At 63.8% G+C, this 18,547-nt stretch carries 18 protein-coding genes; 8 read left to right on the top strand and 10 right to left on the bottom strand.

All coding sequences use genetic code 11. The features are described from left to right. Positions 1 to 51: 51 nt before the first annotated feature. Positions 52 to 1,248 (bottom strand): class I SAM-dependent rRNA methyltransferase, encoded by a 1,197-nt coding sequence (locus ACF8EF_RS21500; RefSeq protein WP_004575470.1) that lies wholly within the window; start codon positions 1,246 to 1,248, stop codon positions 52 to 54. Positions 1,249 to 1,423: 175 nt separating this feature from the next. On the opposite strand from ACF8EF_RS21500, the gene ACF8EF_RS21495 reads away from it, so the two are divergent. Both ACF8EF_RS21495 and mutM read left to right on the top strand, forming a co-directional pair. Next, a complete protein-coding gene (locus tag ACF8EF_RS21495; RefSeq protein ID WP_176684827.1) occupies positions 1,424 to 2,242 on the top strand; it encodes an HDOD domain-containing protein in 819 nt (272 codons plus the stop codon). A gap of 3 nt (positions 2,243 to 2,245) precedes the next feature. Beyond that, positions 2,246 to 3,058, top strand: a complete 813-nt coding sequence (gene mutM / locus ACF8EF_RS21490) for a bifunctional DNA-formamidopyrimidine glycosylase/DNA-(apurinic or apyrimidinic site) lyase (protein ID WP_004575471.1) — start codon at positions 2,246 to 2,248, stop codon at positions 3,056 to 3,058. A 104-nt stretch (positions 3,059 to 3,162) separates the two neighbouring features. On the opposite strand, the gene ACF8EF_RS21485 is transcribed toward mutM, so the two are convergent. The 5 genes from ACF8EF_RS21485 to ACF8EF_RS21465 all read right to left on the bottom strand — a co-directional run bounded on the left by ACF8EF_RS21485 (position 3,163) and on the right by ACF8EF_RS21465 (position 7,659). After that, entirely contained in the window at positions 3,163 to 3,414 is a 252-nt protein-coding gene (locus tag ACF8EF_RS21485; protein ID WP_003249063.1) for a YfhL family 4Fe-4S dicluster ferredoxin, read from the bottom strand. 101 nt (positions 3,415 to 3,515) lie between these two features. After that, positions 3,516 to 4,001 (bottom strand): pantetheine-phosphate adenylyltransferase, encoded by a 486-nt coding sequence (gene coaD / locus ACF8EF_RS21480; RefSeq protein WP_010955660.1) that lies wholly within the window; start codon positions 3,999 to 4,001, stop codon positions 3,516 to 3,518. A 112-nt stretch (positions 4,002 to 4,113) separates the two neighbouring features. Continuing rightward, positions 4,114 to 5,712, bottom strand: a complete 1,599-nt coding sequence (locus ACF8EF_RS21475; RefSeq protein WP_176684758.1) for a GMC family oxidoreductase — start codon at positions 5,710 to 5,712, stop codon at positions 4,114 to 4,116. A gap of 20 nt (positions 5,713 to 5,732) precedes the next feature. Then, positions 5,733 to 6,218, bottom strand: coding sequence for a twin-arginine translocation pathway signal protein (locus tag ACF8EF_RS21470; RefSeq protein WP_176684759.1), 486 nt, complete (start codon positions 6,216 to 6,218; stop codon positions 5,733 to 5,735). Positions 6,219 to 6,228: 10 nt separating this feature from the next. Beyond that, positions 6,229 to 7,659: a coniferyl aldehyde dehydrogenase gene (locus tag ACF8EF_RS21465; RefSeq protein WP_176684760.1), complete on the bottom strand. Its 1,431-nt coding sequence runs from the start codon at positions 7,657 to 7,659 to the stop codon at positions 6,229 to 6,231. Between the two features lie 151 nt (positions 7,660 to 7,810). Between ACF8EF_RS21465 and ACF8EF_RS21460 the strand changes: the two genes are divergently transcribed. Beyond that, positions 7,811 to 8,476: a TetR/AcrR family transcriptional regulator gene (locus tag ACF8EF_RS21460; protein WP_176684761.1), complete on the top strand. Its 666-nt coding sequence runs from the start codon at positions 7,811 to 7,813 to the stop codon at positions 8,474 to 8,476. 35 nt (positions 8,477 to 8,511) lie between these two features. Further along, positions 8,512 to 9,366, top strand: coding sequence for a sulfurtransferase (locus ACF8EF_RS21455; RefSeq protein WP_392462453.1), 855 nt, complete (start codon positions 8,512 to 8,514; stop codon positions 9,364 to 9,366). Positions 9,367 to 9,417: 51 nt separating this feature from the next. Here the strand turns inward: ACF8EF_RS21455 and ACF8EF_RS21450 are convergent, their stop codons facing one another. The 4 genes from ACF8EF_RS21450 to ACF8EF_RS21435 form a co-directional block, all read right to left on the bottom strand. Then, on the bottom strand, positions 9,418 to 10,410 hold the full coding sequence (locus tag ACF8EF_RS21450) for a hydrolase (RefSeq protein ID WP_021783650.1): 993 nt from the start codon (positions 10,408 to 10,410) through the stop codon (positions 9,418 to 9,420). A 141-nt stretch (positions 10,411 to 10,551) separates the two neighbouring features. Continuing rightward, positions 10,552 to 11,154 carry a 16S rRNA (guanine(966)-N(2))-methyltransferase RsmD gene (rsmD, locus tag ACF8EF_RS21445; protein ID WP_176684765.1) on the bottom strand — a complete coding sequence of 201 codons (603 nt, stop codon included), beginning with the start codon at positions 11,152 to 11,154 and terminating at the stop codon, positions 10,552 to 10,554. Further along, positions 11,154 to 12,644, bottom strand: coding sequence for a pitrilysin family protein (locus ACF8EF_RS21440; protein WP_176684766.1), 1,491 nt, complete (start codon positions 12,642 to 12,644; stop codon positions 11,154 to 11,156). Before ACF8EF_RS21440 ends, rsmD begins: the two co-directional genes overlap by 1 nt. Continuing rightward, the gene (locus ACF8EF_RS21435) at positions 12,637 to 13,992 is read right to left on the bottom strand and encodes a pitrilysin family protein (RefSeq protein ID WP_176684767.1); all 1,356 of its coding nucleotides are present in this window, start codon (positions 13,990 to 13,992) and stop codon (positions 12,637 to 12,639) included. The genes ACF8EF_RS21440 and ACF8EF_RS21435 overlap by 8 nt, the downstream gene beginning before the upstream one ends. 231 nt (positions 13,993 to 14,223) lie before the next feature. Between ACF8EF_RS21435 and ftsY the strand changes: the two genes are divergently transcribed. The 4 genes from ftsY (at position 14,224) to rpoH (ending at position 18,379) form a co-directional block, all read left to right on the top strand. Then, the gene (ftsY, locus tag ACF8EF_RS21430) at positions 14,224 to 15,717 is read left to right on the top strand and encodes a signal recognition particle-docking protein FtsY (RefSeq protein ID WP_392462451.1); all 1,494 of its coding nucleotides are present in this window, start codon (positions 14,224 to 14,226) and stop codon (positions 15,715 to 15,717) included. Positions 15,718 to 15,719: 2 nt separating this feature from the next. Beyond that, a complete protein-coding gene (gene ftsE / locus ACF8EF_RS21425; protein WP_176684769.1) occupies positions 15,720 to 16,391 on the top strand; it encodes a cell division ATP-binding protein FtsE in 672 nt (223 codons plus the stop codon). Then, a complete protein-coding gene (gene ftsX, locus ACF8EF_RS21420; protein WP_021783657.1) occupies positions 16,388 to 17,413 on the top strand; it encodes a permease-like cell division protein FtsX in 1,026 nt (341 codons plus the stop codon). Before ftsE ends, ftsX begins: the two co-directional genes overlap by 4 nt. Before the next feature lie 111 nt (positions 17,414 to 17,524). Then, the gene (gene rpoH / locus ACF8EF_RS21415; RefSeq protein ID WP_003249083.1) at positions 17,525 to 18,379 is read left to right on the top strand and encodes an RNA polymerase sigma factor RpoH; all 855 of its coding nucleotides are present in this window, start codon (positions 17,525 to 17,527) and stop codon (positions 18,377 to 18,379) included. Positions 18,380 to 18,547: the final 168 nt, after the last annotated feature.

Below are 18,547 nucleotides of genomic sequence, written 5' to 3'. Positions count from 1 at the left end.
CGGGGGGATTGCGGCAGGAAAGGGCCGCTGGGCGGCCCTTTTTGGCAGATTTCAGCTGTTCGGCAGTAACCGGCAGGTGATGCTTTTGATGTAGCGGGTTTCGGCGATGGCCGGGTGTACCGGGTGATCCGGGCCCTGACCGCCTCGCTCGAGCAACTGCATGTTGCGGTCCAGGTGGCGGGCGCTGGTCAGCAGGATGTTGTTCAGATCGTCCTCGGGCAGATGCATCGAGCACGAGGCGCTGACGAGGATGCCGTCTTTGTTCAACATGCGCATGGCCTGTTCGTTCAGGCGGCGGTAGGCCGCTTCGCCGTTTTTCAGGTCTTTTTTGCGCTTGATGAAGGCAGGTGGGTCGGCAATGATCACGTCGAAGCGTTCTTCGGCCGCCTTCAGCTCGCGCAGGGCTTCGAACACGTCGCCTTCGATGCAGGTCAGCTTCTCGCTGATGCCGTTCAGTGCAGCATTACGCTCCACGCCGTCCAGGGCAAAGCCCGAGGCATCGACACAGAACACTTCGCTGGCGCCAAAGGCACCGGCCTGCACGCCCCAGCCGCCGATGTAGCTGAACAGGTCGAGTACACGCTTGCCCTTCACGTATGGCGCCAGGCGGGCCCGGTTCATGCGGTGGTCGTAGAACCAGCCCGTCTTCTGGCCTTCGCGCACCGGGGCCTCGAACTTGACGCCGTTCTCTTCCAGCGGCACCCAGTCCGGCACTTCGCCGTAGACGGTCTCGACATAGCGCTGCAGGCCTTCGGCGTCGCGCGCGGCGGAATCGTTCTTGAACAGGATGCCGCTGGGCTTGAGCACCTGCACCAGTGCGGCGATCACGTCATCCTTGTGCGCTTCCATGGTGGCCGAGGCCAGCTGCACCACGAGGATATCGAAGAAGCGGTCGACCACCAGGCCTGGGAGCAGGTCGGAGTCACCGTAGACCAGGCGGTAGCACGGCTGGTCGAACAGGCGCTCGCGCAGCGACAGGGCGACGTTCAGGCGGTGTACCAGCAGCGACTTGTCCAGCGGCAGCTTGATGTCGCGTGACAGCAGGCGGGCGCAGATCAGGTTGTTAGGGCTCAGCGCGACGATGCCCAGCGGCTTGCCGTTGGCTGCCTCGAGAATGGCCTGCTGACCCGCCTGGAAGCCTTGCAAAGGGGTCGCGCTGACATCGACTTCGTTGCTGTAGACCCACAGGTGGCCGGCGCGCAGGCGGCGGTCGGCATTGGCTTTGAGGCGAAGGCTGGGCAGGGACATGACGTCGCTCCGGGAAAAAGAGCGGGATTATAACGTGTCTGCGGTGCTTTCGCCTTTAGAGGAGTGGTAACCGGGGGCGCTTAGAGGGTTAAAATGCCGCGTCCTAAACGAGTGTGCACGTATGTCCCAAGAACTCAGCGCCGAACAGATCCAGCAAGCCTTGCAAGGCATCACCATCCCGCCTCAACCGCAGATCATGGTCGATCTGCAGTTCGAGCAGTACATGCCTGACCCGGACCTGGAAACCATCGCCAAGCTGATTTCCCAGGACCCGGGCCTCTCTGGCGCCTTGCTCAAGCTGGTCAACTCTCCGCACTTCGGCTTGTCCAACAAGATCGGTTCGATCCAGCGTGCGGTGAACCTGCTGGGTAGCCGTTCGATCATCAACCTGATCAACGCCCAGTCGATCAAGGGTGAGATGAGCGACGAGACCATCGTTACCCTCAACCGCTTCTGGGATACCGCCCAGGACGTGGCGATGACCTGCCTGACGCTGGCCAAGCGAACCGGCATTCAGGCGGCGGACGAGGCCTATACCCTTGGCCTCTTCCATGACTGTGGCGTGCCGTTGATGCTCAAGCGCTTCCCCACTTACATGGACGTGCTGGAAGAGGCATACGCCAAGGCCGATGAAGAAACACGCGTGGTCGATACCGAAAACCGAGCGTTCAACACCAACCATTCAGTGGTTGGCTACTTCACAGCCAAATCCTGGCGCTTGCCCGAACACCTCAGTGCGGCCATCGCCAACCACCACAATGCCTTGGCCGTGTTCCGCGACGATACCTCGCGCAACACCCAGAGCCAGCTGAAAAACCTGCTGGCGGTGCTGAAGATGGCCGAGCATATCTGCGCGTCCTACCGGGTGCTGGGCAACCAGTCGGTGGACCACGAATGGAATGCGGTCGGCCCGTTGGTGCTCGATTACATTGGCTTGTCGGAATACGATTTCGAAAACCTCAAGCAGAACATTCGCGAGTTGGGCGGACACTGACACATGCCGGAATTGCCAGAAGTAGAAACCACCCGGCGCGGTATTGCGCCACACCTGGAAGGTCAGCGCGTCAGCCGTGTGGTGGTACGCGACCGACGCCTGCGCTGGCCGATTCCGGAAGACCTCGATGTGCGTCTGTCAGGGCAGCGCATCGTCAGCGTGGAGCGACGCGCCAAGTACCTGTTGATCAATGCCGAAGTGGGGACGCTGATCAGCCACTTGGGCATGTCGGGCAACCTGCGGCTGGTCGAGCTGGGCTTGCCGGCGGCCAAGCATGAGCATGTCGACATCGAACTGGAGTCCGGGCTGATGCTGCGCTACACCGACCCACGCCGCTTTGGTGCCATGCTGTGGAGCCTGGACCCTCTGAACCATGAGCTACTGCTGCGCCTGGGGCCTGAGCCGCTGACCGACCTGTTCGATGGTGAGCGGCTGTTCCAGCTGTCCCGCGGGCGGTCGATGGCGGTCAAGCCGTTCATCATGGACAACGCGGTGGTGGTGGGAGTGGGCAACATCTACGCCACCGAGGCGCTGTTTGCTGCCGGTATCGACCCACGCCGGGAGGCGGGCGGGATTTCCCGGGCGCGCTACCTGAAGCTGGCGACCGAGATCAAGCGGGTGCTGGCGGCGGCGATCGAGCAGGGCGGTACCACCCTGCGTGACTTCATCGGTGGCGACGGGCAGCCGGGGTACTTCCAGCAGGAACTGTTTGTGTACGGGCGTGGCGGGCAGCCGTGCAAGGTATGCGGCACTGAGTTGCGCGAGGTGAAGCTGGGGCAGAGGGCGAGCGTGTACTGCCCGCGTTGCCAGCGATGAAACGTTCGCTGCGAACCTGTTGAAGCGAAACCTGAACGTTGGCGCGGTAACTGTGGGAGCGGGCATGCCCGCTCCCACAGGGACCGTGCAGAGAAGGGCAGTGATCAGCCCTTGCCAGTGATCCGGCGATACTTGGCCATCAGCTGTTCTTCGGTTTCCGGGTGCGCTTCATCCAGCGGGATGCAGTCGACCGGGCAGACCTGCTGGCACTGCGGCTCGTCGTAATGGCCTACGCACTGGGTGCACAGGTTAGGGTCGATCACGTAGATCTCTTCGCCTTGGGAGATAGCCTCGTTCGGGCACTCGGGTTCGCAGACGTCGCAATTGATGCAATCGTCGGTGATGATCAGGGACATGGGGGCTCCGGCCGGGGCTCACAGCCCGGGCATGTTCAACGCAATGGGCACAATTGTGCCGCATTCGCGCCCGCAGTGCACGCGGGCGCGACAATCAGGCGTCAGGCTTGCTTCTTGAAGCGTTCAGTCAGCGCGTCGGCTACCACCGGGTGGACGAACTTGCTGATATCACCGCCCAGCGCTGCAATCTCCCGGACCAAGGTCGAGGAAATGAACGAATAACGCTCCGACGGCGTCAGGAACAGGCTCTCGACATCGGGGGCCAGTTGCCGGTTCATGTTCGCCAGCTGGAACTCGTACTCGAAGTCGGACACCGCACGCAGGCCACGCAGGAAGACGTTGGCACCCTGTTCCTTGGCGAAATGCGCCAACAGGGAAGAGAAGCCGATGACTTCGACATTGGGCAGGTGCTTGGTGACCTCACGGGCGAGCTCAACCCGTTGTTCCAGCGGGAACAACGGGTTTTTCTTGGGGCTGGCCGCCACCGCGATGATCACGTGGTCGAATAGCCGCGAAGCGCGCTCGACCAGATCGCCATGGCCTTTGGTAATGGGGTCGAAAGTACCCGGGTACAACACTCGGTTCATCGCGTCATCCTGGCTGGAGTGCGTTGGGGAGTCGGATGGTAGCGCAGCGACGGCGCCCCGGCCAAGTCATGCGGCCGACTGATGGCACTATAGACAGGGGTCATATTCGTTGTCATGCGCTGTGTGCCAGGCGGGTGGCCAGTGCTTCACTGAGCCTGGCGCTGATGGCATACACCGACAATTGCGGGTTGGCGCCGATGCTGGTGGGGAACAGCGAGCCGTCGTGAATCGACAGGTTTTCCAGCTGGTGATGGCGGCCCAGGCTGTCGCACACCGCCTGGCGCGGGTCTTCGCCGAGGGCGCAGCCGCCCATCACATGGGCGCTGCCCAAGCGCGTGCGGAAGAGCTCCAGGCGCAGCCTGTCGATCATGGTCAGGGCCTGCTCCAGGCCTGATGCGGCGCTGGCGTCGCTGTGCACCGGGGTTACCTGGGTGGCGCCAGCGGCAAACTGGACTTGTGCCATGCTCCGGTAGGCGCGCCGCAAGCCGTCACGCAGGTAGTCGGTGACCGGGTAATCGAGCACGGGTGAACCATCGCCGCGCAGATCCACGGTCCCACCCTGGCTTTCGGGGTGAAAACCATCGCGTAGCAGCGCCAGCATCACATGGGTATGGGGCAGCTCGGCCATGCGCCGGGCATTCTCGTGGCCGTGCCCGCCCAGCAGGGTGCTGGCCAGGGCCGGATGCAGCGGCGGTACTTCCAGCTTGTAGCCAACCGGACCGTCTGCGCCCCCTTGCCACTGGAAATGGTCGCTGTAGATCGACTGCGGGGCGCCATAGTAGGGGTCGATACGCTCGCTGAAGCGCGCCGCACTGAAGTTGACCAGGTGCAGGAAGGTCCGCTTGCCCAGGCGGCCATGTGGGTCGGGCGCGGCAGAGCGCAGCAGCAGGGCCGGGCTGTTGATACCGCCACCGGCCAGGAGGTAATGGCGTGCCCGCACGCTGACCTGCCTGCCGGTTGGGTGTATGCCTTGGGCGTCCAGGGCCTGGCATGTCAGGCTCTGAATGCGTTCGCCGTTGTGGGTGAAGCGCTCGGCCCGTGCCAGGTACAGCAGCTCGCCGCCTTGCTCGAGGGTGGCAGGTATACGGGTCACCAGCATCGATTGTTTGGCATTCACCGGGCAACCCATGCCGCAGTAGCCCAGGTTCCAGCAGCCGCGCACGTTGCGCGGGATCACCCCCCAGCGGTAGCCCAGCTGTTCGCAGCCCCGACGCAGCACATCGTTGTTGGCATTCGGCGGCAAGGCCCAGGGGCTGATACCCAGTTCCTGCTCCATGCGTTCGAACCAGGGGCGTAGTTCATCCTCGCCCAAACCGTTCACGCCGTGGACCGAGGCCCAGTGCGCCAGGGTTTGCGGCGGGGTGCGAAAGCTCGAGGTCCAGTTCACCAGCGTGGTGCCCCCCACGGCACGGCCCTGCAGGATGGTAATGGCGCCATCCTTGCTCATGCGCCCCAGGCCTTCCTGGTAAAGGCTGGCGTAAGCTTCATTCTCCAGCAGGTGAAAATCGCTGCTGGTCTTCAGTGGGCCTTCTTCGATCAGCAGCACCTTGAAACCGGCTGCGCTGAGCACCTGTGCGCTGGTGGCGCCGCCGGCACCACTGCCGATCACGGCGATGTCGGCCTCCAGAAACAGGTCGTGCTCCAGGCGCGAGGCGTCGCGGGTGATCCAGCCGCGTTCGAGGCCTTGGCGAAACGGGTCGGGGACAGGCATTGGCGATGCTCTTGTTGTTTTCAGATTTTTGGTGGGCCCGGGTAACCGCAGTCTGCCCAGGATTCGGGGCGTTCGTACCAGGCCATTTGCAGCAGTTGCAGCAACGAGGCGTGCCCCATGCGTAGCAGGTTCAGCGAGCTGTCCTGCCAACGCTGCAGGAACGCCGTGACCTGTGTGGCGCCAGCTTGGCCCCAGCTGCCCCAGACGCCGGTCAGCGGGCCGCGAGTCAGCGGCAGGCTGAGCACGTCGAACAATTGCCGGGTGAGCTTGAGCATTTCCGGCGACAACGCCGCCAGCTTGTTGTCGAGGCTGCGCAACACCGGCGCATCGGTGGCCTGTGTACCGGCCAGGACCACCGGGATCAGCGCACGCAGCAGGGGCAGGTCGTCGTCACGGAGTACCTGATAGCCGGTCGCGGCGGTTTGCGCGCTGCACCCCACCAGGCTGGCGCCAGCCAGAAAAGCACTGGCGCCGAGGCTGAAGCGCAGCAGTTCGCGGCGGTGCATGGCGCGGCCCTCAGCGGATGAACAATTTGTAGACCAGGCGCTGCAAGGCTTTGCCATAAGGCGGGTAAATCAGCCGTGCGGCGTTGAAACGTTGCTTGGCAAGTACCGCCTTGGCCTTGCTGAAGGTCAGGAAACCGTCGTGACCATGGTAGTGGCCCATGCCTGAAGGGCCGATGCCACCGAAGGGCAGATCGTCCTGGGCGACATGCAGCAAGGTGTCGTTCAGGCACACACCACCGGAGTGGGTGTGACGCAGCACATGCTCCTGGGTGCGGCGGTCATAGCCAAAGAAGTACAGCGCCAATGGGCGCGGGCGCTGGTTGATGTAGGCCAAGGCCTGGTCGATGCCGTCATAAGGCACTAGCGGTAGTAGCGGGCCGAAGATTTCGTCCTGCATCACCTGCATGCTGTCGTTCACGTCCAGCAGCAAGTGTGGCGGCATGCGCCGGCCCTGAGGGGCTTCGCCTGGGTACAAGTCGAGTACTTGCGCGCCTTTGGCGCGGGCATCGTCCAGCAGGTGCTGCAAGCGCTGCAACTGGCGCGGGTTGATGATGGCGGTGTAGTCGGGGTTGTCGGCGATGCGCGGGTACAGTCGGTGCACGGCGCGCTGGTAGGCGTCGCTGAAGGCGGGCAGCCGTTCGCGCGGCACCAGTACGTAGTCGGGGGCGACGCAGGTCTGGCCGGCGTTGAGGGTCTTGCCGAAGGCGATGCGCTCGGCGGCGCTGTCCAGCGGCACATCGGCAGAAACAATAGCGGGGGACTTGCCACCCAGCTCCAGGGTGACCGGGGTCAGGTTGTGTGCGGCAGCCTGCATCACCTGGCGGCCCACGCTGGTGGCACCGGTGAACAGCAGGTGGTCGAAGGGCAGGCGGGCGAAGGCCTGGCCCACCTCGACCTCACCGAGCACAACGCTGACCAGGTCTGTGGGGAACACGCGCTCGAGCAGTTGCTGCAGGGCCAGGCCCGTCGCGGGCGTGGCCTCGCTAAGCTTGAGCATGACCCGGTTGCCGGCGGCCAGGGCGCAGGTCAACGGGCCGATGGCGAGGAACAGCGGGTAGTTCCACGGTACGATGATGCCGACCACGCCCAAGGGTTGATAGCGCACCTGTGCGCTGGCCGGCTGGAACGCCAGGCCGACGCGGCGTCGGCTGCTGCGCATCCAGCGTTGCAAGTGCTTTTCGGCGTGGCGCAGGCCCTGTACTGACGGTAGCAGCTCGGCCAGCAAGGTCTCGTCCGCACTGCGCCCGGCAAAATCCTGGCTGATGGCGTCGATCAGTTCTGCCTGGCTGCTCAGCAAGGCTTCACGCAGGCTTTTCAGCCACTGCCGCCGCTGCGCCAACGGTGGCAGCGGGTTACCGGCAAAGGCCAGGCGTTGGGCCGCGAACGCCGTCGCGAGGTCGAGGTCGGATTGCACAGAGGGCAAGGCACTGGACGAGTTCATGGCGGTGTCGAGTCCGGGCAGGGGTTGCCTAGAGCCTATACTCTAATTTGTACCATGGTGCGAATTTTTACAGGCCGTTCAACGGTGCATTCCACCTGTAATAAGCCGTAAGATAAACCTTTGATGAAGGCCCGCAGACTGGGAGCTGAGCATGGCCCCGCGCATGAAGACCCGAGAGCGCATCGTGCAGAACAGCCTGGAGCTGTTCAACCAGCAGGGCGAACGCAGCGTCAGTACCAACCACATCGCCGCGCACATGGAAATCTCGCCCGGCAACCTGTATTACCACTTCCCCAACAAGCAGGCGATCATTGCCCTGTTGTTCAGCCAGTACGAAGCGCTGGTGGACAGCTTTCTGCGCCCGCCACAGGGCCGCGCGGCAACCGTGGAAGACAAGCGCTTCTACCTCAAGGCCTTGCTGGCGGCGATGTGGAACTACCGCTTCCTGCACCGTGACCTGGAGCATCTGCTGGACAGCGATGCCGAACTGGCCGCCCGTTACCGGCGATTTTCCGAGCGCTGCCTGCGCCAGGGCCAGGCGATCTACCGCGGCTTCGTCGAGGCGGGCATCCTGGCCATGGCGCCGGCACAGATCGAATCGCTGACCATCAACGCCTGGATCGTGCTGACGTCATGGGTACGTTTTCTCAGCACCACGCGTGAACATTCCGCGCACTTGGGTGAAGAAGCCTTCAAGCGCGGCGTCTATCAGGTGCTTGTGCTGGAACTCGGCTTCGTCACCGACAATGCTCGCACTGCCGTGGACGCACTGTGCGAGGAATTCCATGTACCGTTCAACCAGGCCCTGGAGCACTAGCTCAGGGCCCTCGTGCCATTGATCAGGAGATTGTCATGCCCCTTGCGCAATTGATCACCCCGCAGCAGTTGGCCGAGCGACTGGACTCGCCCGGGTTGGTGATCCTCGACTGCCGTTTTGCTCTCGAGGATGTGGACTATGGCCAGCGCAGCTATGCCCAGGGGCATATTGCCGGGGCGCATTTTGCCGACCTGGACCGCGACCTCAGCGGGCCGGTGAGCAAGGGGCGCACCGGGCGCCACCCGTTGCCCGATCCGCAGCGGCTGGTCGAGCGCCTGCGAGAGTGGGGGCTGAACAACGATAGCGAAGTGGTGCTGTACGACGATGGCCCCGGCGCCTTTGCCGCCCGGGCCTGGTGGCTGCTGGTCTGGCTGGGCAAGCGCAGCGGTGTGGCGATTCTCGACGGTGGCCTGAAGGCCTGGCACGCGGCGCACCTGCCGTTGAGCCTGGACCCGCCGCCCAAACGTGAGGGCACTTTCAGTGGTGAGCCGGACGCGAAGCTGCTGATTGATGCCGACCATCTGGGCAAGCGCCTTGGTAGCACAGACCTGACCTTGATCGATGCGCGTGCCTTGCCGCGTTTTCGTGGTGAAGTGGAGCCGATCGACCCGGTGGCGGGGCATATTCCCGGTGCCCAGTGCGCGGCATTTACCGACAACCTGGGGGCTGATGGGCGTTTTTTGCCGGCGGATCAGCTTAAGCAGCGCTTTGCTGAAAAGCTGGCCGGGCGGGCACCGGCGCAGTTGGTGTCTTACTGCGGCTCTGGGGTAACGGCTTGTCATAACCTGTTTGCCATGGCGCTGGCGGGGTACCCGCTGGGCAAGTTGTATGCCGGGTCGTGGAGTGAATGGATCAACAACCCGCAGCATGCTGTGGCCACCGGCGAGTAAGCAGGTCGGGTTGAATCCCTGTAGGCGCGCGCAGCCTCTATCAGCTTGAGGCTAGCTACCGTCCACCAGCCACTGCGGAATCCGTCGCTCCAGGTAGTACCCCGGATTTCGCAGGCTGCCATCGACAAAGCCCACATGCCCACCGCGGCCATGCAGTTCGAAGCGGGTCTGTGGTGACAGTTCACGGGCCGTCGGCAGGCTGTGGCTGGACACGAACGGGTCATCGCTGGAATGGATGATCAGCGTTGGTGTGCGGTTCTGGCCAAGGAAGAAGTGGCTGGATGAGCGGCGATAGTAGTCGTGTGCATCGCGAAAGCCATTGAGCGGTGCAGTGACTTTTCCGTCGAAGTCCCAGAATGTGCGCAAGTTGGTGAGTTGGCCCAGACGTTCCAGTGTCGCCAGCTGCTCGTGCTGGCCCCGGGCGTGGAAGTGCCGCTGTTTGAGCTGAACATATGCAAGCATTTCGCGCATGAAATGCGCCTGATACACCTTGGAGAAGCCCTGGCCGATGCGGTCGGCACAGTGGTCCAGGCGAAAGGGTACCGATACTGCAACTGCTGCCTCCAGTTGGCTGGCGACGCCGCTCTCACCCAGGTACTTCAACAGTACATTGCCACCCAGCGAATAACCCACTGCGTACAGCGGTGCCAGCGGGCGCTGGGCGCGAAGATGGCTGACAATTTCCGCCAGGTCTTCGCTGGCGCCGGAGTGGTAGCTGCGCGGCAACAGGTTGGGTTCGCCTGAACAACCACGCCAGTTCACTGCCACGCTGGCCCAGCCGCGGCTTTGCAGCGCTTGCTGCAAGCCTTTCACGTAAGGCGAGTGAGACGAGCCGGTCAGCCCATGCAGCACCAGTACCAGTGGTGCATGGGGTTGGTGCGGGCCGTGCCAGTCCAGGTCGATGAAGTCGCCGTCGGCCAGCCACAGTCGCTCACGGTCACGCTGCAGCTCAGGCAGCTTGCGCCAGAGTGGCCCCCACAGGGTCTGCAGGTGGGGATTGGACAGGCCGATGGCCGGACGGAATGTGGCGTTGTGGCTGGGCATGCTAGGCGACTCATGATGTGCCGTTCTAGCTTGCCACGAAACAGCGCCCCAGTACCTGCGCTATTGGTGGAAGTGAAGGTGCAGCTTCAACCATGGCGCAGGTGGGGTGTGGTCACTGCGTACACCCCACCCGGCGGGTAATCAGCCCCGCTGCCAGAGTGCGTAGTGCACCTGGCCGGTCTTCTTCTCGCGGTGCAGGCGCCAGTTGCCTGGCAACTGCAAGGTCGAGGGTGCCGCTTCGCTTTCGGTGTAGACCCATGCCTGCTCGCTCAGCCACTGGTTCTGCTCCAGCATGTTGCAGGTGTTGGCCAACAGGTCCTGGTGGAACGGCGGGTCGAGGAACACGACATCGAACTGCTGCTTGGCCGGGCCTTGCAGGTAGCGCAGGGCGTCGGTCTGCAGAATTTGCCCGCGGGGACAGCGCAGGATTTCGAGGTTGTTCTTCAGGTTGGCGATGGCCGCAGGGTTGCTATCCAGCGCCACGGCGTCCTCGGCCCCACGGGACAGGGCTTCGAGCACCAGGGCGCCACTGCCGGTGAAGGCGTCCAGCACGCGGGCACCCTCGATGTAGGGGGCCAGCCAGTTGAATACGGTTTCCCGTACGCGGTCAGGCGTTGGCCGCAGGCCTTCGCCTTCCGGCACCGCCAGGCGGCGGCTGCGCCACTCGCCGGCGATGATGCGCAGGTGGCCCTGGCCCTTGCTTTGGCCCGCTTGCGGGCGGGCGGGAGGGGTGGATCTTGGCATTAGTGCTCCGGTACCCCGAGCGGTTGCTCGGAGGGCTTGTCAGTGGGTGCTGGCAGCGGTTTTTGTGGCACTTTCGGGCCAACGGTGACGATCACCAGTTTATCGGCTGACAGGTGTTTGTTCATGGCTGCCTTGACCTGTTCGACGGTAAGGGCCTGGGACTGTTGCATGAAGTCCTCCAGCCAGGTCAGCGGCAAGTTGTAGAAGCCGATCGCGCCCAGTTGGCCGACGATGCTGGCGTTGCTGGCATTGGACAGCGGGAAGCTGCCGGCCAGCTCGCGCTTGGCATCGTCCAGCTCCTGTTGGGTCGGGCCCGTCTTCAGGTAGTCGGCGAGAATGCCTTGCACCAGCTTGAGCGTGCCTTCGCTAAGCTCGGCACGGGTCTGCAGGTTGATCATGAACGGGCCGCGCACCTGCATCGGGCTGAATGCCGAGTAAACGCCGTAGGTCAGGCCGCGCTTCTCTCGCACCTCGCTCATCAGCCGGGTACCGAAGGCGCCACCGCCAAGGATCTGGTTGCCCATGGACAGGGCTGGCCAGTCCGGGTCCTGGCGGTCGATCCCCAGTTCGGCCAGCATCAGGTGGGTCTGCTTGGACGGGAAGTCGATGTGGGTCAGGCCGGCCTTGGCGTCTGTGGGTTGGGCCGGTGCGGCCAGCGCAGGGCCCTTGGGCAGGCCGGCAGACACCTGTGCGGCGATGGCTTCGGCCTCTGCACGGCTGAGGTCGCCGACCAGGGCGATTACCGCATTGCCGCCGGTATAGGCCTTTGCGTGGAACGCGCGCAACTGCGCAAGGCTGATGCCCGTGATGCTCTCGGCGGTGCCGTCGCTTGGGTGGGCGTAGGGGTGGTCGCCATAGAGCTTGCCGAAAAGGGCCTTGCCGGCGATCTTGCCGGGGTTTTGCTTCTCATACTCGAAGCCAGCCAGCATCTGGTTCTTGATGCGCTTGAGGGCATCCTCGGGGAATGTCGGCTTGCCCGCCACCTCTGTAAACAGTTTGAGGGCCGGTTCGCGCTTGTCCTTGGCACTGAGGCTGCGCAGCGATGCGACGGCCATGTCGCGGTAGGAGCCGTTGCCAAAGTCTGCACCCAGGCCTTCGAAGCCCTCGGCGATGGCGGTGACGTCCTTGCCGGCCACGCCCTCGTTGAGCATGGCGTTGGTCAGGGCGGCCAGGCCTGGCGTGCCGCCATCCTGGCTGCTGCCGGCGGCGAAGGTGACACGCAGGTCGAACATGGGCAGTTCGCGAGCCTCGACGAACAGCACCCGGGCACCCTCGGCGGTGTTCCAGTGCTGGATGTTCAACTGACGCCGGCTGGGTGCCTTGCCATTCAGTTCGGCCAGCGATTGCAAGGTGTTGGCCGGGCGGGCTGCGCTGCTGTCGGCCTTGGCAGCGTTGTCGGCCATGGCCGGAGCGGCCAGCACAGCTGCCAGCGCCAGGGCACGAATGCCCGTGGCCAGCAGGGTTGGGCGTGGTGCGCGGCGATCACTCATGAGCGGACTCCTCGGGCAGTACATGGGCAACGCTCAGGCGTTCGCGGGTGAAGTAGGTGCGCGCGGCGTTCTGGATGTCCTGCGGGGTGACGCGCTTGAGCTCGTCCAGTTCGCTGTCGATCAGCTTCCAGGACAGGCCGACGGTTTCCAGCTGGCCGATGGTGGTGGCCTGGCTGCTGATGGAGTCGCGGTCGTAGACGAGGCCGGCGATGACCTGGGCGCGTACGCGTTCCAGCTCTTCGGCGCTGGGTGGCGTGCTCTTGAGTTCGTCAAGCAGCTGCCAGATGCCTTTCTCGACGTCGGCGAGGGTTTTCTGCTTCTGCACATTCGGCGTCGCCGAGATCAGGAACAGGCTGTCGCCGCGGGTGAAGGCGTTGTAGCTGGACGAAGCGCCGGCGACCAGTTCCTGGCCACGCTCCAGGCGGGCCGGCATGCGGGCGCTGTAGCCACCGTCGAGCAGTGCCGAGATCAGGCGCAGGGCATGCACCGTACGTGGGTCCTTGGCGGTGGGCAAGCCGGGCACGTTGAAGCCGTAGATCAGGCTTGGCAGTTGGGTGCGTACGTGCAGGGTCAACTGGCGCCAACCTGGTTCGGCCAGTTCCAGAGGCAGCTTGGCTGGCGGCACGGCGCGTTTGGGAATATTGCCGAAATACTTCTGCGCCAGGCCCTTGACCTCGTCGGCGGTGACATCACCGACCACCACCAGGGTGGCGTTGTTGGGGGCGTACCAGGACTCGTACCAATGGCGAAGTTCCTCGACCTTCATACGCTCCAGGTCGGCCATCCAGCCAATGGTCGGCGTGTGGTAGCCGCTGGCCGGGTAGGCCATGGCGCGGAACAGCTCGAATGCCTTGGCATTGGGCTTGTCGTCGGTGCGCAGGCGGCGTTCTTCCTTGATGACCTCGATTTCGCGGCTGAACTCGTCGGCAGGCAGACGCAGGCTGGCAAGGCGATCGGCCTCCAGCTCCAGCGCTACCGGCAGGCGGTCACGGGCCAGCACTTGGTAATAGGCGGTGTAATCGTCGCTGGTGAAGGCGTTTTCATCGGCGCCGAGGTCACGCAGAATGCGCGAAGCCTCGCCGGGGCCGACCTTTGCGCTGCCCTTGAACATCATGTGTTCCAGCGCATGGGACAAGCCGGTCTGGCCCGGGGTCTCGTAGCTGGAGCCAACCTTGTACCAGATCTGCGATACCACCACCGGGGCGCGATGGTCTTCGCGGACCACGACCTTCAGGCCATTGTCGAGGATGAATTCGTGGGTGGGTTGCACATCGGCGGCGAAGGCCGCGAGCGGCAGGCAGAGCGTGCCGAGCAACAGGCCAGCGGCGCGGCGGGCTAGAGCATTCATACGGTGTTTAACCTGTTCGGCGGCCCGCTGGGTTTAGCGTCGGCAGGCCAGGAGGTGCTAGGATACTGATCCGGTTGCCTGGCGACCATGCCTGTCGCCGTTCTGGCCCACAGGACACTAAGACAAAACGTTGCGCATGAACCAGCCGGCTTCAAGATAGTCTGTTCTGCGTAGAGAGAATTCCCGATTGGCCATAGCTGGCCTATCGCTACCCTGAGATAGCCGTCTTCCATGTTTGGTTCCAACGACGACAAAAAAGCGCCGGCCGAGGCTGGTGAGAAGAAAGGCCTGTTCAGCTGGTTTCGCAAGAAGCCGCAGCCACCTGTGGGAGCGGACGTACCCGCGAATGCCCCCCCCGCTGTCGAGCAGTCTGCAGCCGCTCCGGTCGAGGGTTCTACCGCCGAAACGCCACAGGCCCCCGAACCCGCCCAGGCCCCTGCGACCCCACAGCTGACCGTGCCGCAGCCGGTCGCTGCACCCGCCCGGCCCCCGGTAGTCGAGGCCCCCGCCCCTGAACCGGTAGCGTCCCAGCCGTTGCAGGCCCCTGAGCCCGAGCCGGTCGCATCCCGGCCACTGGTGGCACCTGCACCGCAGCCGGTCGCGTCCATGCCCTTGCAGGCGGCCCCTGTCGAGTCCGCCCCTGTCGAGGCCGCAGCGCCGGTCAGCAACCTGGTGTTGCCGGTTGCCGAAGAGCCCGTCGCCCTGGTACCGGACCTGGAGCCAAAAGCACCGCCGGCAATCCCGGAGCGCGCGGTGCCAGCCCCCGTGGCCTCTGTTGCTGCACCCGTCGAACAGGCCAAGCCCGGCTTCTTCGCGCGCCTCAAGCAAGGCCTGTCCAAGACCAGTGCCAGCATCGGCGAGGGCATGGCCAGCCTGTTCCTCGGCAAGAAGGTCATCGACGACGACCTGCTCGACGAAATCGAGACGCGCCTGCTGACCGCCGACGTGGGTGTGGAGGCTACCTCGGCCATCGTCCAGAACCTGACCCAGAAGGTTGCGCGCAAGCAGTTGGCCGATGCCGATGCCCTGTACAAATCGTTGCAGGAAGAACTGGCTGCGCTGCTGCGCCCGGTCGAGCAGCCGCTGAGTGTACAGGCCCAGAACAAGCCTTATGTGATCCTCGTGGTTGGCGTCAACGGTGCCGGCAAGACCACCACTATCGGCAAACTGGCGAAAAAGCTGCAACTGGAAGGCAAGAAGGTCATGCTGGCTGCCGGTGATACCTTCCGTGCAGCAGCGGTCGAGCAGTTGCAGGTGTGGGGCGAGCGTAACCAGATTCCGGTGATCGCCCAGCATACCGGCGCCGACTCAGCTTCGGTGATCTTCGATGCCGTGCAGGCCGCCAAGGCCCGTGGCGTCGACGTGCTGATCGCCGACACTGCCGGCCGCCTGCACACCAAGGACAACCTGATGGAAGAGCTGAAGAAGGTCCGCCGGGTCATCGGCAAGCTCGACGTTGAGGCACCGCACGAGGTGCTGCTGGTGCTTGACGCCGGCACCGGCCAGAACGCCATCAGTCAGGCCAAGTACTTCAACCAGAGCGTCGAGCTGACCGGCCTGGCCCTGACCAAGCTGGACGGCACTGCCAAGGGCGGGGTGATCTTCGCCCTGGCCAAGCAGTTCAACATCCCGATCCGTTTCATCGGTGTCGGTGAAGGCATCGACGACCTGCGTACCTTCGAAGCCGAGCCGTTCGTCAAGGCTCTGTTCGCCGAGCGAGATTGACCATGATCCGATTCGAGCAGGTTGCCAAGCGCTATCCCAACGGTCATGTGGGTTTGCATGAGCTGAGTTTCCGGGCGCGCCGGGGCGAATTCCTGTTCGTCACCGGCCACTCGGGCGCTGGCAAGAGCACCTTGCTGCGCCTGTTGCTGGCCATGGAGCGCCCGACCAGCGGCAAGCTGATGCTGGCAGGGCAGGACCTGGGCCAGATCAGCAATGCGCAAATCCCGTTCCTGCGCCGGCAGATCGGCGTGGTGTTCCAGAACCACCAGCTGTTGTTCGACCGCACGGTATTCAACAACATTGCCTTGCCGCTGCAGATTCTCGGCCTGTCCAAGCTCGAGATCGCCAAGCGCGTGGACTCGGCCCTGGAGCGTGTATCGCTGTCCGACAAAGGCGAGCTGTTCCCGGCCGACCTGTCCACCGGGCAGCAGCAGCGGGTGGGTATCGCCCGCGCCATCGTTCACCAGCCGGCGCTGCTGCTGGCCGACGAGCCCACCGGTAACCTCGACCCGCGCCTGGCTGCAGAGATCATGGGCGTGTTCGAGGACATCAACCGCCTGGGCACGACGGTATTGATCGCCAGCCACGACCTGGCACTGATCGCGCGCATGCGCCACCGCATGCTGACCTTGCAACGCGGCCGCTTGATCGGCGATGGGGAGGCCGGGCAATGAACACTACACGTACGCCGAAGGTTTCCGAGCGGGTCGCACCGAAACCGGCCGATCCGCAACCTGCGAAGAAAAAACGCGGTGAAGACGATGATGGCCCGGACTTCCGCACCCTGCTGCATGCCTGGCTGGAAAGCCACCGTGCCAGCTTGGCCGACAGCCTGCGCCGCCTGGGCAAGCAGCCGATCGGCAGTTTCTTCACCTGCCTGGTGATGGCAGTGGCGTTGAGCATGCCGATGGGCCTGTCCTTGTTGCTGAAGAACGTCGAGCAGCTTGGCGGTTCGTGGCAGCGCGCTGCGCAGATTTCGCTGTACCTCAAGCTTGATGCCGGCAGCCGCGATGGCGAAGCGCTGCGCGACGAGATCAAGGGCATGCCTGGGGTGGCGGACGCCCAGTATGTCAGCCGCGAGCAGGCGCTGGAGGAGTTCCAGCAGCAGTCCGGGCTGGGCGAGGCCCTGCGCGAACTGCCAGACAACCCACTGCCGGGTGTGGTGGTGGTAACCCCGACCGAGGTCGACAAGCCGGCCCTGGAAGCCTTGCGTCAGCGCCTGTCGGAGTTGCCGCGGGTGGACGTGGCGCAACTGGACCTGGTCTGGGTCGAGCGCCTGGCAGCCATCCTCAAGTTGGGTGACCGCTTCGTCTTCGGACTGGCCGTGATGCTGATTTCTGCCCTGCTGTTAGTAATCGGTAACACAATTCGTCTACACATTGAAAACCGCCGAATCGAGATCGAAGTGATCAAGCTGGTCGGCGGCACCGACGCCTACGTGCGCCGGCCTTTCCTGTACATGGGCGCCCTGTATGGCCTGGGCGCAGGCCTGCTGGCGTGGGGCATCCTGGCGTTTGGCCTGAACTGGCTGAACGAGGCGGTGGTAGGGCTTTCCGGGCTGTATGGCAGTGACTTCGCCCTGGGCGGCGTCCCGGCTTCCGATGGTCTGTCGCTCTTGATCGGAGCCGTGCTGTTGGGGTATATCGGTGCATGGATTGCAGTCGCCCGCCACTTGAACGAGCTGGCGCCGCGATAGTTTTTACCTGCCAGCATTGACATTTTCTTCACTACGGAACTTGTACCGTCGTTCCGGGTCAATGTTGGCAGCGCCCACAAGGTGCGAGTTTTGTAAGTCGGAGGTTCTTGAATGACCACATCGTTGCAACCTGCCTATGCCCTGGTACCCGGTGCAAACCTGGAAGCCTACGTGCACACGGTCAACAGCATCCCGCTGCTGACGGTCGAGCAGGAGCGTGATCTGGGCGAGCGTCTCTATTATGAGCAGGATGTCGAGGCCGCTCGTCAGATGGTGATGGCCCACCTGCGTTTTGTTGTACATATCGCCCGTAGCTATGCCGGCTACGGGTTGGCACAGGCTGACCTGATCCAGGAAGGCAACGTCGGCCTGATGAAAGCCGTCAAGCGCTTCAACCCGGAAATGGGCGTGCGTCTGGTATCGTTCGCCGTGCACTGGATCAAGGCAGAGATCCACGAGTTCATTCTGCGCAACTGGCGCATCGTGAAGGTGGCTACCACCAAGGCTCAGCGCAAGCTGTTCTTCAACCTGCGTAGCCAGAAGAAGCGTCTGGCGTGGCTGAACAACGACGAAGTGCATCGCGTGGCGGAAAGCCTTGGCGTCGAGCCGCGTGAAGTGCGCGAGATGGAAAGCCGCCTCAGTGGCCAGGACATGGCCTTTGACCCGGCAGCGGAAGCTGACGACGACAGCGCCTTCCAGTCGCCTGCGCATTACCTGGAAGACCACCGTTACGATCCGGCGGTGCAGCTGGAGGATGCCGACTGGAGTGACAACTCCACCAGCAACCTGCACGAAGCGCTGCAAGGCCTGGACGAGCGTAGCCGCGACATTCTCTACCAGCGTTGGCTGGCGGAAGAGAAGGCCACGCTGCATGAACTGGCAGACAAGTACAGCGTATCGGCGGAGCGTATTCGCCAACTGGAGAAGAATGCGATGAATAAGGTCAAGGCCCTGATCGCTGCCTGATCGAGTCTGGGTTGTAAAGAAAAGCCGCTGACCCGAATGGGGTGAGCGGCTTTTTTGTTTGTGCTGGTTTTGCTGGCCTCTTCGCGGGTAAACCCGCTCCTACAGGAGATGCGGTTGCCCGTAGGCGCGGGTTTGCCCGCGAGGAGGCCGGGGATGCGGTTGCCCGTA

Origin of the sequence: Pseudomonas sp. zjy_15 (genome assembly GCF_043101865.1) — a bacterium.
GTDB lineage: Bacteria > Pseudomonadota > Gammaproteobacteria > Pseudomonadales > Pseudomonadaceae > Aquipseudomonas > Aquipseudomonas putida_Y.
The sequence above is the reverse complement of the archived record's forward strand: the minus strand, read 5'-3'. Positions and strand labels throughout refer to the sequence as shown.